At 58.9% G+C, this 14,718-nt stretch carries 6 protein-coding genes; 2 read left to right on the forward strand and 4 right to left on the reverse strand.

The window, feature by feature from the left end; genetic code table 11:
- Positions 1-22: 22 nt before the first annotated feature.
- Together L888_RS13740 and L888_RS0111720 are read left to right on the forward strand one after the other, a co-directional pair.
- Positions 23-4,288 (forward strand): hypothetical protein, encoded by a 4,266-nt coding sequence (locus tag L888_RS13740; RefSeq protein WP_245594877.1) that lies wholly within the window; start codon positions 23-25, stop codon positions 4,286-4,288.
- Between the two features lie 55 nt (positions 4,289-4,343).
- The gene (locus L888_RS0111720; protein WP_005845560.1) at positions 4,344-4,553 is read left to right on the forward strand and encodes a hypothetical protein; all 210 of its coding nucleotides are present in this window, start codon (positions 4,344-4,346) and stop codon (positions 4,551-4,553) included.
- A gap of 121 nt (positions 4,554-4,674) precedes the next feature.
- On the opposite strand, the gene L888_RS0111725 is transcribed toward L888_RS0111720, so the two are convergent.
- The 4 genes from L888_RS0111725 to L888_RS0111740 form a co-directional block, all read right to left on the reverse strand.
- The gene (locus L888_RS0111725) at positions 4,675-6,486 is read right to left on the reverse strand and encodes a bacterial Ig-like domain-containing protein (protein WP_027953020.1); all 1,812 of its coding nucleotides are present in this window, start codon (positions 6,484-6,486) and stop codon (positions 4,675-4,677) included.
- 52 nt (positions 6,487-6,538) lie between these two features.
- Positions 6,539-8,290, reverse strand: a complete 1,752-nt coding sequence (locus L888_RS0111730; protein WP_027953021.1) for a RagB/SusD family nutrient uptake outer membrane protein — start codon at positions 8,288-8,290, stop codon at positions 6,539-6,541.
- 52 nt (positions 8,291-8,342) lie between these two features.
- On the reverse strand, positions 8,343-11,549 hold the full coding sequence (locus L888_RS0111735) for a SusC/RagA family TonB-linked outer membrane protein (protein WP_027953022.1): 3,207 nt from the start codon (positions 11,547-11,549) through the stop codon (positions 8,343-8,345).
- Positions 11,550-11,736: 187 nt separating this feature from the next.
- Complete coding sequence (locus L888_RS0111740) at positions 11,737-14,700, reverse strand: two-component regulator propeller domain-containing protein (RefSeq protein ID WP_245594878.1); 2,964 nt, start codon at positions 14,698-14,700, stop codon at positions 11,737-11,739.
- Positions 14,701-14,718: the final 18 nt, after the last annotated feature.

Here is a 14,718-nt window from a genome sequence, read left to right on the forward strand (position 1 = left end):
GTTGCAAGGCAAGGCCGTCAACATGTTCAATGAGATTCAAGGCTCCGCCCAGTTGTCCAAGGCCACTCCTGTCGTGACACTCAGCCAGACGGCATTCGCCGCCCAGCCCGGCCAGTACAAGTTCGTAGCCCCCTCGGTGATCGTCAAGGATCCTGTAACAAATGCCGACATCACCAATCGTTTTCAAATCAATTATTTCGTAGACGGCCAGGGCCTCCAGCCCGACGGCACCACGGGAAAGACCGACAAGGACGGCAAGCAAATCACCGAGGATCCCGTGACTGGCACCACCATTACACGCCTCTACGGCAGTGTGAAGATAGGCGACAAGGCCGGTTCCGTGCGCATTGCCGTGACCGCGACTCCTGTTGCAGCCTATGCCGGGCAGTACAATGCCGGCAATGCGTACTACATCATTGCCGTTCCCAAGGTTTCACCCACCGTCTCTGTCTCGCCGAAGCCCCACATGGGCGTGGCCGTGGGACAGACCGTAGCGGCCCCGGCATTCGTCCTGACCTATACCGACGCCGAGGGACAGGTGCATGTCACCGACCCTGCAAACGCTATCACCACTTATACCATCGACGGCAACAGCTACATTGCCTATGATGCCGCCAACAAAACCATTACCGGTGTGAGTGCCGGTACGGCCACCATCCACTATACAATCGCCCCGAAGACGGAGTATGCCGCCACTTTTGATGCCGTGACGCAGGATGTGACGGTGGCAGTGGAGCAGGTGAACGGAAAGATTGCCACGCACATGGTGTTCCTCCATGCGGAGGAGACGGTGTACCGCACGCAGAATGCGGCGGAGCTCAATCAGCAGGTTCCTGTGGTCTACGATGCCTATGGCAACGATGTGACCTCGCAGTTCACCTTATTATATAAAGGTGGGCAGAGCGCCGAGAAAGTGTCGTACACCTATGTGAGGCCGTTGGAACGGGACACAAAATATTGGCTTGACTGGTTTGCCAACGACGAATATGCCAAGGCTACGAACTATTACAACCCGCAGCGAAGCTATCAGCTTAACGGCATTCCCGGCGACATCATCATGGTTTCGTCGGCCACCGCAAACAATGGCTTGTATGCAAATCCGGCCGATGCCAGCTACACCCTGCACGTGCTCAGGCGCGCCTTGCAGGTAGAAGTGACTCCTTCGCCATCCGAGACAAGGATTCCGGCCGGCTATTCCTATGTGTTCACCGACCAGTTCAAGGTGCGTGGCAAGTTCACCGACAAGGACACGAAGGAGGTAACCTACGTGGACTACGGAAATATGGACTATTTTGTGGCCTTTCCCGAGGAGGAGTCGGGCAAGGTGGAACTGACGCTGGACGGATTTCCCCACGAAGAACTGAAGACCCGCTACACCGATGACGAGGGTAAGCGGTGGATTATCTTCAAGACCACAGAGGGCTATGGCACCGACAAGGTCTGGAAAATCAAGTATCTGCAAGAGGGCTCGTTCAATGCTCATATCTTTATTGTACCTTGGAACCACGTGAGTTGGGACATTTCTGAGGACATTCCCATCACGTTTGATGTGACCAAAACCATTCCCGCCACGCTGACGGCTACGCCCGCCGAGCAGACGGTGTATGTGGGTGATCAGCCTGTTCAGCCCGTGGTCACAGCCACAAACAGCATCCTCGGCGATGTGACTCCGCACTATAATCTTACCTATACGGTGAGCGATCCCGACGGCACGGGTATTCAAGTAGATGCCCAGACCGGCGCCATTACCAAGGGCACCCGTCCCGGCAAGGTCACCGTCACCGTGACGGCAACGGGCAAAGTACCCACGGATGGCTATGAGACCTGCTCCACTACCTATGTCATCAACGTGGTGGATGCCACGGGAAGGTTTGCCTATGAGATAGTAAAGACGGCCAGTCCGTCGGACAAGGACATGGGTAAGATGCGGATTACGGGAGCGGGCACCGTGCCCGGCGGCTACGGTATCAATGGCGTACCCGGACTGAAAATGATGTTCGGCACGAACGGCGAGGACGGATGGAGGGCCTATGAAGACAACGGACGGCTCGTGGTGGCCGACGGCCCGGTGAGCAACAAGGATGCCGACGGCTTCCCCACCAAGGGCACATACTTCACTTTGCGCCCCATAACCAACGGTTTCCTCACCATTGACGCCAACGTGGCGGCCAACAACAAGGTGGTGCTTGTAGGCAAGACAGCCGGCGGCACGCTCTATACCGAGAACTTTATGCCCGCCATGGCAGTCAGTGGAGAGCATACTTTTGAGCATCCGCTGCTGGCTGGAGGCACCTATTGCCTCTACAACGAAGGCGACGGAGCCGGCAACGAGGGACTGAGACTCCATGGACTCAACTTCCTGCCCGCTTTCATCTATCAGCGCAGCGACATCACTCCCATTGAAAAGGCCACGGTCTTCATGAACGGATACGTGGGCACGCTGCCTAAACTCACCGCCGAGAGGCAGAGTACGGTCTCTTATTCCATCACCTCCAACGGCCATGCCACCGTCCAAGCCGAGAGCGGCGTGGTGACACCGGTGAGTATCGGCAGCGAGATCGTGACGGCCACTGTCAACTCGGCCACCGTCGCCGGGGTGTATCGAACGCCCGCCTACACGGTGACCGTGGGAGCCATCCCCACCTATGTCATGGCCGACGGCCAGCAGCTCTCCGTAGGCGATCGGTTGACCACCACCAACATTCCCACCCGAATGTTCATGACCGTGGGTGGATGGAAGGACGGTGTCGGCCCCTATACCAAGTTGAGCCACAATGATGACGGTACTGTGAAGAGTGTCGAATCGCTGATCGACTCGTGGAAAACCTCGAAAGAGGATCTCGTGGGCTACCCGCTCGACGGCTTCCGTTACCAGACACAAGGCACGCAGAACGCCACCGATGAGGACGTTGTGGGCTATGCCACAGACGCTGATGCCACTCATACGTTTGTCAATCTGCCCTGTCGAGGCGCCTACTTGCGCTTTGAGCCCGAAGAAAGCGGTACGCTCATGGTCTATGTGCTCCAGAATGGAGCCTGCGACTACGACGAGGACGAGACGGCAGGAGCCTCTTCTTCCTTGGCTTTGAAGTATCGACCGCTGTTCATTACCGATGAAACGGGCAGAAATGAAGACCTCGACAACAACTGGACTGCCGTGGGCGGACTGGCTGAGAATGCCGGAAATCCTAACGTAAGCCATAGGGGACGATACACCGAGGGGTACTATCGGTGCCGGATGAACGATGCCGCCATCGCCGGATTGACCGGTCAGACGGGTGACTTGGCATTCGTCTGGGACTCGAAGTTCTCGAACACTGCCGACCGTGCAGCCCTTACAGCAGGCTGGAAAGGCAAGAATGCCGGTACCACCGAGGTGGTTATCCGCCTGAGTAATGGCGGCTACACGCTCGTGAGCAAGGCCTACGTGCGCTATGCCCTCCATGTGAAAGCCGGCAAAAGCTACTATGTTTTCCAGAACGGATCGAAGTTGGGCTTCTGTGGTTTCGCCTTTATTCCCACCAATTATGTCTATGATGCCGGCAACACGACGGGTATTTACACCACTAATCCCGGGCATGTGACGCTGAACGACGGCGTTGCAGCCTATGCCGCCCCGGCTGCTGACCGCGAGAATGTCAACGTGACGCTGGTCGGTCGCTCGCTGGCCGCCAACACATGGGCCCCCATTTGTCTGCCGTTTGCGGTGAGCGACACAAAGTTCAGGGAGACTTTCGGCGACGATGCACGGATCATCACCTTTAATAACATAGACAAGAGCGATGCCGAAAACATGGTCATCAACTTCGACCAGCACGTCTATCACATGATTGTTGCCGGGCACCCCTATTTCATCCGGCCCACCAAGGACATCAGTGAGCTGAAGTTCGAGCATGTTTCTTTAGAGAGCGATGTTGCCGCCCCGACTGAAGGCATGAGTTCCGAAGGCATCACTTTCCGTGGAACTTTCGCTAAGGGAACCGTGCCCAACTACTCCTACTACCTCTCCACGGCCGGCTTGCTGAAGCGACTTGTCAAGGATGGAGGCGCCTCTATCAAGGGATTCCGCTCATATTTGAGCAACGAGCTTGGCTCTCCCATCCATGCCAGGGCGATGGTGTGGCGTGATGTGGACGGCGATGACAGTGGGTCGCTGACCGATGAAGCCACTGGCATAGAGGATGTGATCGGCAGTTCGGCCGCTCCGGCCTCTATAACCTGCAGGGACAGCGGGTGGCCGGCCATGACAGGCCGCTCGGCAGCTTGCCCAAGGGCATTTATATTGTAGACGGCCGCAAGGTCATTGTGAAGTAATCTGACAAACGGAAAGAAACATAAAGAAGATGAAAAGAAGATATATTGTTCCTGAAACAACCCCCATTATCGTCAATGCAGAGCCTTACTTGGCTGCCGGATCCCCGAATACGATGACTACGGACAAGGAAACGGGTCTTACCAATACGGGTGAAGAGGCGGTGCCCCAGTATGGCGGCGACGGCGATGGCAGTGACATGGGAGCCAAACGCTGGTCCACTTGCAGCTGGGATGACTGAAGGACGAGCTGCCGGTATCCAATGACAGCCGCATGTCCTCATGAAAAAATCGGGGAAGCCGCCGTATGGCGGCTTCCCCGATTGGCTTTGTAGAGGGCGAAATGATTCGTGGAAAGAGGGATCAGCGACGGCGAACGGGATGCCGTTTGGCACCGGCTGTCCCAAACACCAAGTGGCAGGCATCGATGGTGAAAGCCACGTTAAGGTTGCCTGGATCGACTGTATTCACGCCGAGATAGTACTGCGTGTAGGTGTTTCCGTCGGTACCGGCCATGATAGCCTGCACGTCTGCTGTGCCGTTGTTGCAGTTGGTGACGTAGACGGTGACCTTGGCCCCGTTCATTGCAGCCAGCCATGTGGCCCATTCGCCCTGCGTACCGTTGTGGCTGCAGGCGGCGTAGCCGTTGCCCCAGCCATAGTTGTCGGAGCGCAATACGGCATACTCTGTGGCGTTGTCGCTGCTACGCAGCACCACAACAAAGTTGTTCCAGTTGCCTTTTAGGCTGCTATAGTTGGTGAAAGAGAAAGCATAGGTCTCACCTGCGGGCACTTGCACGTTGTCGGTATGGGCCGACCACCATGCCGACGAGTTATCCTCGGCGCCCAAAATGGCTGGTGTGGGGGTGGCGGCAGTCATTTTCGACTCGGCCACGGTCACGTCCACCGTGGCTGTTTTGCCGTTTTTGGTGGTGACAGTCACGGCGTGCGTGCCGGGTGTGGCGGGCACGGGCGAGAACGAGAGCTTGGCATTGTTCACTACGCTACTGGTTCCATTGTCGTAGGTGGCGGTCACTTCCAGCCCCGTGGGGTCGAAAGTCAGTGTGCGGTCCTGGTCGCTGGTGGCCGGCGAGTCGTAATAATAGTAGTGGGTGCGGGTGGGATTCTGCGTCACTTTGATGGACTGAATCTTGGCCACGACGTTGAATTTTGCATTGGCCACAATGGGCGTGGCGGCGTTTTCACCCTTGAAAGTCTTATTGTAGATGGCCACAAGGTTCTTCTCTCCCAGGTTGGTGATGTCGGGAATAGCCGAGAAATAGAGTTCCGATGCCGGTATGGTCTTGGTCACTCCTTCCTCGTAAGTCACCACGGCTGATACGTTGGCCATAGCATCTGCGAGCGTAGTGCCTTGGTCTACTTCGTCGGGAACGTTCTGTAGCAACATCGACACCGGAGCCTTGTCCTGGGCCGAGGTGAGGCCGCCCACGGGTACGACGTTCGTCTGCAGGAAGTCGATGTGCGAGCCTTCCACGCAGATGAAGCAGCGAATGTTCGTGTTGGCGGCATCGGCATTGAGGTTGGGCAGCTTGTAGGGCTGGGTGTAAGTCTTGGTTACAGCCCCGTTTGTCATCTTGACGACGAAAGAATCAGTGCGCGAACGGTCTACGGTGAGCGTCACTTTGCCGCCGAGTTTCTGCACGTTGGCATCCTTGTTGTTGGCATCTGGCGAGAGCAACAGCGTGCTGTTGGTGTACTTGAAGTAAAGGTATTTGCCCCACTGCGAGTTGTATTTGGTCGAGTCGCCCGTGGCATCGAAGCGTATGGCGCCGTACTCGCTGTAGTCGGTGGCCCCGCGTTCGACATCGTTGGTCACGATGAGGGCAAAGTTCTTGTAGTACGTATCGTCGTTGGGATTGATGCTTAGATTGAACACAGCGTTCCACTTGGTTCCGTCGGGCACAACGTAGTACTTGGAGAAACTTTGCCACCAGCCCGAAGTAAAGTCGGCGGCGCCGAAGGAATACACGTCCTCCTGCATGCCGACGAGCGGTTCTTCAACGTTTTGTTTCGACTTGTTGATGGAGTCTATCTTCTGTGAAATCCAGTCGGGGGCGTTCACGTTGTACAGGTCGCCGCCCTCGCAACCCGTCAGAGCCAGCAGCCCGAGGGCCGCTGTACCGAGGACGGATGCTATATGATGGAGATGTCTCATATCTGTATTTTGCTAATCTAAAGATGTTATATAATAAGGTGTAAGTTGCCGTCTACTTGCCGAGGCTGACCACGGGGCGCACCGTCCAGCCGTTCTGCTGGAAGTAGGCTGCGTTGTCTGTGCTCTCGTTGGCCGAGTTGCCCTTGAGGTTAGGATTCTTGTTGGTCAGTGTCTGAACGATGGGCAAGAACTCGTGGCCCTGCACATAGGTGTCGTATGAGCACTTCAACTCGGAATCCTTGGCAATGTCGGCATAGCTGACGGGCTCTTTGGCCTGACGCAGCGAGCGGCGGAAGGTGCCGTGTTCCTTGAGTTGCTGCAGCCGGTCGGCACTGTAGAAGAATCCCCAGCGGATGAGGTCGAAGCCGCGGCCGAACTCACATCCGAACTCCTTGGGCCGCTCCACGTTGGCAATCTGCTCGAACAACTTGTCGGCTGTGGGGAAGTCGGCCAGCTTCAGGTCGGCCAGTCCGGCCCGGCGGCGCACCTCGTTGATCCAGTCGATGGCCTGTTGGGTGGGGCCGTTGATTTCGTTCTCGCACTCTGCGGCACGCAGCAACACGTCTGCATAGCGCATCATGCGTAGGTTGATACCGTCGTGCAGACCAGTGACCACCTTGTCGTAGAGCCCGGTGCGCAGGTTGGTAAACTTGGCGATGGGCAGTCCGCCGTTAGAGTTGTTGGTCACCACGGTGTCTGTTGCAGTCATGGCTTGCCTGTAGCCCATGTTGCCATACTCGAAGCCTTCCCAGTCGGCTTCGTAAGTTCCGATGGTCCAATAGAGGCGCGGGTCGAGCTTGCCGGCCGTGGTGCGCTCCTGCTTGAAGAGCTGGTAGAGCCAGGGCGAGGCAGAGATGTCGGCCCAGCCGCCGTAACGGCCCGGGGCGAAGTTACTCTCGATGGCCGACCCCTGCGTGGCATTGGGACTGGTGTTGACGGGTGTCCACTCGTCGTCGGTGCCCTGAGCGTCCTTGTCGAGGAACTGCACCTCGAAGAGACTCTCGTCGTTGTTCTCGTATTGCGGGCCCTCTCGGAAGTTGTCACCGTAGTTGGCCATGAGCTTGTAGGAGCCGTATTTCTTGCCGATGATGTCCTTGAGCACGGCCAGCGCCTCGCTGTACTTGTGGCGCTGCATGAGCGTGCGGGCATAATAGCCGGCAGCGGCACCGCTCGTGGCGCGCCCCTTGGCCCACTCGCCGCCCTCGGTTCGGGCGGGCAGAAGCGTCATGGCTTCCTGGAAATCCTTCTCCACTTGGTCGAGCACTTCGTCGTAAGTGTTGTTCTTTCCATACAGCCCGTCGAGGGTGGAATAGCTGGCATAGTCGGTGATAAGCGGCGGGTTCTGGTAGTAGCCCGCGAGGTTGTAATAGGCCAGGGCGCGGAGGAAGAGCACCTGACCCTTGATGCGCTTCATGTCCTGCGAGAGTGTGGCATTGTTGGTGCCGCAACGTGAGATGGCAAAGTTGCACACGTTGATGGTGTAGTACCACTCTCGCCAGGGCCACCACGTGATGTCGCTGGTGACTGCCGCATTGAGGTCGTCGAACGGAAGGTACCACACCTGCGAGGAGTTCCAGGCCTCGTCGCCGCGGCACACGTCGATGGTGTAGCCCACGCGGGCATAGGAACCCTCCATGCGAATGTGGTTGTAAGCGGCCACAACGCTCTCCTCCAGGTCGTTGGCGTTGAAGCCGAAAGTACCCGTGGTCTGCTGGTTGGGGTTTACCAGTTCCAGCTTGTCATTGCACGATGTCAGCGTGCCGAGGCCCATCAGCAGGGCAAGGGATATATGAGATAGTTTCATATCGTGTGATTCTGATTAAATGGTTCTCGTGTTAGGGTTGTGCATACAGGGATTAGAATGTGAAGTGGAGCCCGCACATGAAGCTGCGTGCACTGGGGAAGGAGCAGAAGTTATAGCCCGGGGTGAACGTTCCGCCGGCATAGTCCACATTGTAGCCATGGTAGCCGGTGAAGGTGTAGAGGTTCTGGGCCGACACGTAGGCGCGCACGCCGGAGACGATGCCGCCGAACCACTTGTCCGGGAAGTTGTAGCCTAGTTCGATGTTGGCTATCTTCCAATAGGCGGCGTTCTGAATCTTGCGCGAGCTGAAGAGGTCGTTCCAGGCCAGTGTGGCGTTGTTGGTGGCATAGGTGCGCGGCACATTCGACAGATAGGTCTGCCCGTCCTCCGACCAGCGGTTGGCATCCAGCACGGCCACGTCCTTGTTGCCCCAGCCGTAGCAGGAGTTCAGGCTGTTGTAGATGTCGTCTGATACATGATAGTTGAGTGCGCCGTAGGTGGCGATGCTCAGGTCGAAGTTCTTGTATTCGAGGTGTGCGTTGAGGCCGAAGTTCACCTTGGGCAGACCGCTGCCCAGCACCACCTGGTCGTGTTCGTCTATTTTTCCGTCGGGTGTGCCGTCGGGGCCGCTCACGTCCTTGTAGAGGCAGTCGCCCACGTTGGCCCCTTGCTGGGTGGCGTGGTTGGCCAGGTCGTCTTTCGTGCGGGCGATGCCCTCATACACCCAGCCGTAGAACTGGCCGATCTCCTGCCCCACATAGGTGGCATAAGAGCCGGTGATGTAAGACTCTGTACCGAAGCCGAGCGACACCACTTTGTTCTTCAACGTGCTCAGATTGGCGCTCAATTCATACTTCAGCGCATGGTCGCGGTTGCGGTAGGTGGCCGAGAACTCGAAGCCACTGTTCTCCATGGTGGCGGCGTTCATGATGACCGTGGTGTTGGAAACACCGGCCTGCTCGGGCACAGGCACACCGTAGAGCAGGTCTTCCGAGCGGTTCTTGTACCACTCGGCAGTGAACTCCAGCCGGTTGTTGAACATGGCCAGGTCGAGGCCCACGTTGGTGGTCTTGCGCTTTTCCCACTTGATATTGTCGTTGACAAACGTCGACACGGCCGAGCCGGTGACGGGCGTGTTGCCGAAGCTGTAGGTCATATTGTTGCGCACCATGGTGGCTTGGTACTGGTATTCGCCGATGTTCTCGTTGCCCAGCACGCCATAACTGGCCCTCAACTTGAACATATTCACCACGTCGTGGCTGATGGGGAAGAACTTTTCCTTGTCGAAACGCCAGCCCAACGACACCGAGGGGAACGTGTCCCAACGCTTTTTCTTGGACAGGCGGGAGCTGCCGTCGCGGCGGATGATGGCCGAGAAGAGATACTTCTCGTCGTAGTTGTAGTTGAGACGACCGATAAAAGAGGTCAGCGTGTGCACGTATTCGTAGGACTCGGCGTCGCGCTTGGCACTGTGTTGCACCTGCAGGAAGTAGGGCTCGTACAGGTTGATGCCCCAGCCGGTAAGCAGGTCTGTGTGCTCTTCCTCATAGGTTTGGCCCAGCACGAAGTTGATATTGTGCTTGCCAATATGGCCGTCATAGGTCAGCGTGTTCTCAATGAGGGCGTCGGTATAGTCGCGGCTCGCTTTGGTAAGGCGCTCGTTGCTCTTGTCCAGATACACGCGGTTGCTCTGCGCCCAGGCCGAGATCCAGGTGCGATCCTTGGCGTGGGTCATGCTGTAAGACAGGTTGAGGCGGTAGGTCAGGCTGTGGTTCTTGCTGTCGAGCCCCGCCATTTTGAAGAGATCCACGTCTGCCGACCCCGTGCCCACGAAGCGGTCCACGCGCGTGTTGCGCTGCAACAGGTTGTTCACCAGCAGTGGATTGGAGGCCGAGATGTCGCCGTGGATGTTGTCGTAGTACACGCCGTAGCCGTAAGCGTCGTAGTTATAGCCGCTGGCCAGGCCCACGCGGTCGTCGAGCACCCACGTGGAGTTGTCATAGGCACGGATGGTGGGCTGCATGAGGAGCGTGCCGCGCAGCACGTTGGTCACGTCGCCGTAGAGGCCTTGCACGTATTCCGACGCGTTGGAGAGGCCCATGCCGTCCTGCGAGGAGTGGGAGTAGACCAGCGAGGTGCGGAACTTCACGAACTTCGTTTCCATCGTGTTGTTCACGCGTGCAGTATAGCGTTCGTAGTTGGGCCCGGCCCCTTCGAGGGTGCCTTTCTGCTTGAAGTAGTCGAGGGCAACGTTGAATGTGTTGTGGGCTCCGCCGCCGCTCAGGTTTACGTTGTGGTTCTGTCGCACGCCCGTCTTGAACACTTCGTCGAACCAATCGGTGTTGGTGTTGTCCATGAAGCGGTATCGCTGGGTCGCGGCGTCAAGGCTGTAGCCGCCGGGCAGCGGCGTGTTGGAGTTGGCCGTGGCCTGTCCGATGTACTGGCTGTACTGGTTGGCGTCCATCACGTCGTAGACTCCACGCGAGATGTTGTCCACGCCGAAATAGCCCGAATAGTCCACCTTGAGCGGCTGGTCTTTCCGTCCGTTCTTGGTGGTGATGATGATAACGCCGTTGCCTGCGCGCGAACCGTAGATGGCACCGGCGGCTGCATCTTTCAGAATCTGGATGGTAGCGATGTCGTTGGGCGAGAAGTCGCGGATGGTGGTACCCATCGGCACGCCGTCGACGACGTAGAGCGGGGCCGTGTCGCGGAACGAGGCGATGCCGCGAATGCGCACTGTCGGGTCGGCGCCCGGCTGGCCGTCAGTGGTGATCTGCACGCCCGGCACCCTGCCTTCGAGCATGGTAGAGATGTTGGAGTTGGAGGCCTTCTTCATCTCTTCGGCGTTGACAATCGAGACGGAGCCGGTGAGATCGGCCTTTTTCTGCGTTCCGTAGCCTACCACTACGACCTGGTCGAGCACGTTGTTGTCCGCCGAGAGCTCGATCTGTTCGATGATGGCACGGCCGCGTACAGCTACTTCCGCATCCTTGTAGCCCACGTAGCTCACTACGAGCGTGCCGTTGGCCGGGGCGTCGAGCTGGAACTTTCCGTCCAGGTCGGTCACGGTTCCGTCCTTGGTGCCCTTTACTTTGATGGTGGCTCCCACGAGCGGTTCGCCCTGGTCGTCCACAACCTGGCCGCTCACTTTGATGGTCGGGGCCTGTGCCACAGAGGCCATTGCGGGCGTGGCAAAGGCTGCAAAGCCGCCCATGGCGCTCATGCAGAGCATGATTGAGAATAGTTGTTTCCTCATTTGATTTGTATTTAGGTTTAAATGTAAAGGCCTGACATGCGCGCCCGGCCGTGGCCGGGCTTGGGTGTAAGGCTTTTGGCGATAGCGGTATATCCGGTGCCAAAATTAGAAAAAGGTTGATGACGATGGGTGGACAAAGCGTTCCAATGGGTGGACAAAACGCAACGGGCCGCCGTGGGCCGCTGTTTTACTTTCCGGTGTAGAGGCTGGGCGACGTGCCGTATTGCCGGGTGAAACAGCGCGTGAAGTATTTGGGGTCGTTGAATCCCACCTTGAAAGCTATCTCAGAGATGTTGCGGTTGCCCACGTTTTCCAGCAGGATGCGGCGGGCAATGTCGAGCCGGTAGTTGCGGATGAACTGGCTGGTGGGCAGCCCCGTCTCGGCGTTGAGCCGTTTGCTCAGGGCGCTGCGCCCCATGCCCATCCGCTCGCAGAGCTCCTCCACGCCGAAGTCGGGGTCGCTGTAGTGGGCTTCTATGAGGGTCATCACGCGGTCCATGAAGCTCTTGCTGGCCCGGGCGATGGCCTGTTTGTCGGCCTCCTGGGTCTTGGCCACGCTCTCCACGTAGCGGTTCTGGTTGGCCAGGATGGTCTGTATGCGGGCTTGCAGGCTCTCGGGATTGTCGCTTTCTTTCATGGCGGCCTCGATGGGGCGGTAGAGTCTCTCGGCCTCGCGGCGACGCACAATGCGGAGCCGGCGGCGGTAGAGGGCGTAGGCCGCGGCCGATGCAATGGTGATGAATGCGAGCAGGAACCACCAGGTCTTGTAGAAATAAGGGGCAACCCTCACGCGGATGCCGATGGTTTGCACGTGGCGGCTGCCGGGCGCGCCGCCGTAGGCCACCTGAAACACGTAGTCGCCGGGCGGCAGCGTGGAGTAGCGCACGCTGTGCTGGCCCGGCTGCAACCGCATCCAGGCGTCGTCGAAACCCTTCATTCGGCAGCTGTACACGTCCTCATGGCCGTAGCCATAATCGAGTGCAGAGAACTCGATGGTGAACGACTTGATGCCCTCGTGCAGGTACAGCGTGCGTGCGGTGACCATGTTTTCGTGCAGGTAGCCCGAGCCGGGCGTGACCTCTTCATTGTCTACCAGCAGCCGTGTGAAGCAGAGATGCGACTGGGTATAGGCCGGCCGGCTGAGGCCCATCAGGGCAGTGAGGCCGTCGCACGAGCCCAGATAGAGCACGCCTTGGGGCGAGAGCAGCACCGAGTTGAAGTAGAATTGGGTGGAGAGCAGACCGTCGGCCCGGGTGTAGTTGTCGAAGGTTTCGGTCTGCGGGTCGAAGTGGGCCAGGCCGTGCTCGGTGGTTATCCAGAGCCGGCCGCGGGCATCCTCGGCAATGCCTTTCACGGCGTTGCAGGGCAGTCCGTGGTCGGTGGTGTAGGCCTTGAACCGTTTTTGGCCATTCCATCGGGTACAGCGATACAGTCCGTAGCCGTTGCTGCCCAGCCAAAGGGTGCCGTCGCGCGTCTGGCAGAAAGCCTGAATCTTCTCCAGAATGCCGCTTTGCGGGTCGTCGAGCTTATAGGCAGACTGCCGGTAACGGGCGAAGCGACCGTTGCGCCGCGACCTGAGATCGATCTGCACCATGCCCTCCAGACAGCCCACGAGGAGCTGTTGGTCGCGGGTGACGAGGCTGCCGATGCAGCCCGTAATGCGTGGCCGGGCGGGCAGGGGCTGCGTGAGCCGACGCTCGGTGAAATCGTAGAAAAAGAGCCCCGTGTTGGTGCCCACCCACAGGCCGCGGTTCAGGGTGTCTACGGCCAGGGCTCCGATGAAATCGAGCGAACCGGCCGATTGTGGGCCTACGTTCAGTGGCTGGATGGCCCCGCCCTGTTGCAGGTCGGCCGTGCAGATGCCGCCGCCCCAGGTACCAATCCATAGTGTGCGCTCCCCGGCGTCGGCCGCGAGGGTGGACACGCTGTTGTGGGTGAGCGGGGAGTTGGCTGTGGTGTAGTGTACGAACGTGTTGCTCCCCGGTGCCTTGCGGTTGAGGCCACCCTCGACAGTGCCCACCCACAGCGTGCCGTCGCGCTGCACGTACATGGCGTTGACGCAGTTAGGCGAGAGCGAACCGGGCGTCTTGGGCTGGTGGGTGTAGTTCACGAGGCTGAGCAGACGGGGCGTGAGCTTGTTCACGCCGCCCGATTCGGTGCCCACCCATATCTGGCCGTTGGCGGCCAACAGGCAGTTGATGAAGTTGCTGGAGAGCTGCAGCTCGGGCGAGGTGGTGTTCCAGTGGCCCGTGGTGCGCGTCAGGGGGTGGTAGACGTCCAGTCCTTGCAGCGTGCCGATGAGCAGACGGCCGTCGGAGGTGGGGCAGAGGGCGGTGACATAGTTCTGCGACAGGCTCACCGGCCCCCTGCCTTGCACGATGTGTGTCTTGTCTGCGTCGTCGATATAGATGCCGTCATTGGTGCCCAGCCACACGTGGCCCTGGTATCGGGTCATGGCCATGATGTAGGCTTGGCCCAATGGAGCGAATGCGGCGCGCAGGTCTTTGCGATGGAATCGGCCGTTTTTCACGGTGAGTAGCTCTATCCGGCTGTCGTGCCCCAACCACACGGAGCCGTCGCCCCGGATGTCGCAAATGGCCACGTCGGGGGCGGCCACGCGGCAGGGCATAGCGGCCATCCCCACCACGGTGCCCCGACTGTCGAACGCGATGCGGTGTATATGGCTCTGTGTGACCATCCAGATGTTGCCCTGCGTGTCGCGGTACACCCGCAGCCCGCGCTGTTTCAGGGCCCGTGCCAGCTGCGATTCGAGGGCTGTCGTGGCGCACGGCGGTATCGTCTCCTTGAGGGTGTTGAGGCCGAGTATGCCCGTGTAGTCGTCGAAAGCCACCCAGAGCCGATGGAATCGGTCTTCGGCCACGTTCTTGCACGAGTGGCTGCGCATGAGCCGGCCTCGGGAATCGGAGCCGAAGTATTCGTAGCCGTAGCCGTCGTAGCGCACGAGGCCGCCGCCCCGTGTGCATATCCAGATGAAGCCGTAACTGTCTTGATGGATGTCGTCCACGAAGTTGTTGGGCAGGCCGTGGCCCATGTCGAGCAGGTCCACGTTGTAGCGTTCGTGGGTCCGGCCCGCGCTTGTGCGGCCGGCAACCGGCGTTGCCAGCACCAGCATCAGCAGCCAGCTTATCATGCCCAAGGACTTCATGGC

Origin of the sequence: Hallella seregens ATCC 51272 (assembly GCF_000518545.1) — a bacterium.
Taxonomy (GTDB): Bacteria; Bacteroidota; Bacteroidia; order Bacteroidales; family Bacteroidaceae; genus Prevotella; species Prevotella seregens.

What these genes read in the sequence shown, in the direction of transcription:
- L888_RS13740 (WP_245594877.1), top strand. Translation starts at nt 23, where the DNA reads ATGTTCAATGAGATTCAAGGCTCCGCCCAGTTGTCCAAGGCCACTCCT.
- L888_RS0111720 (WP_005845560.1), top strand. Translation starts at nt 4,344, where the DNA reads ATGAAAAGAAGATATATTGTTCCTGAAACAACCCCCATTATCGTCAAT.
- L888_RS0111725 (WP_027953020.1), bottom strand. Translation starts at nt 6,486, where the DNA reads ATGAGACATCTCCATCATATAGCATCCGTCCTCGGTACAGCGGCCCTC.
- L888_RS0111730 (WP_027953021.1), bottom strand. Translation starts at nt 8,290, where the DNA reads ATGAAACTATCTCATATATCCCTTGCCCTGCTGATGGGCCTCGGCACG.
- L888_RS0111735 (WP_027953022.1), bottom strand. Translation starts at nt 11,549, where the DNA reads ATGAGGAAACAACTATTCTCAATCATGCTCTGCATGAGCGCCATGGGC.
- L888_RS0111740 (WP_245594878.1), bottom strand. Translation starts at nt 14,700, where the DNA reads ATGATAAGCTGGCTGCTGATGCTGGTGCTGGCAACGCCGGTTGCCGGC.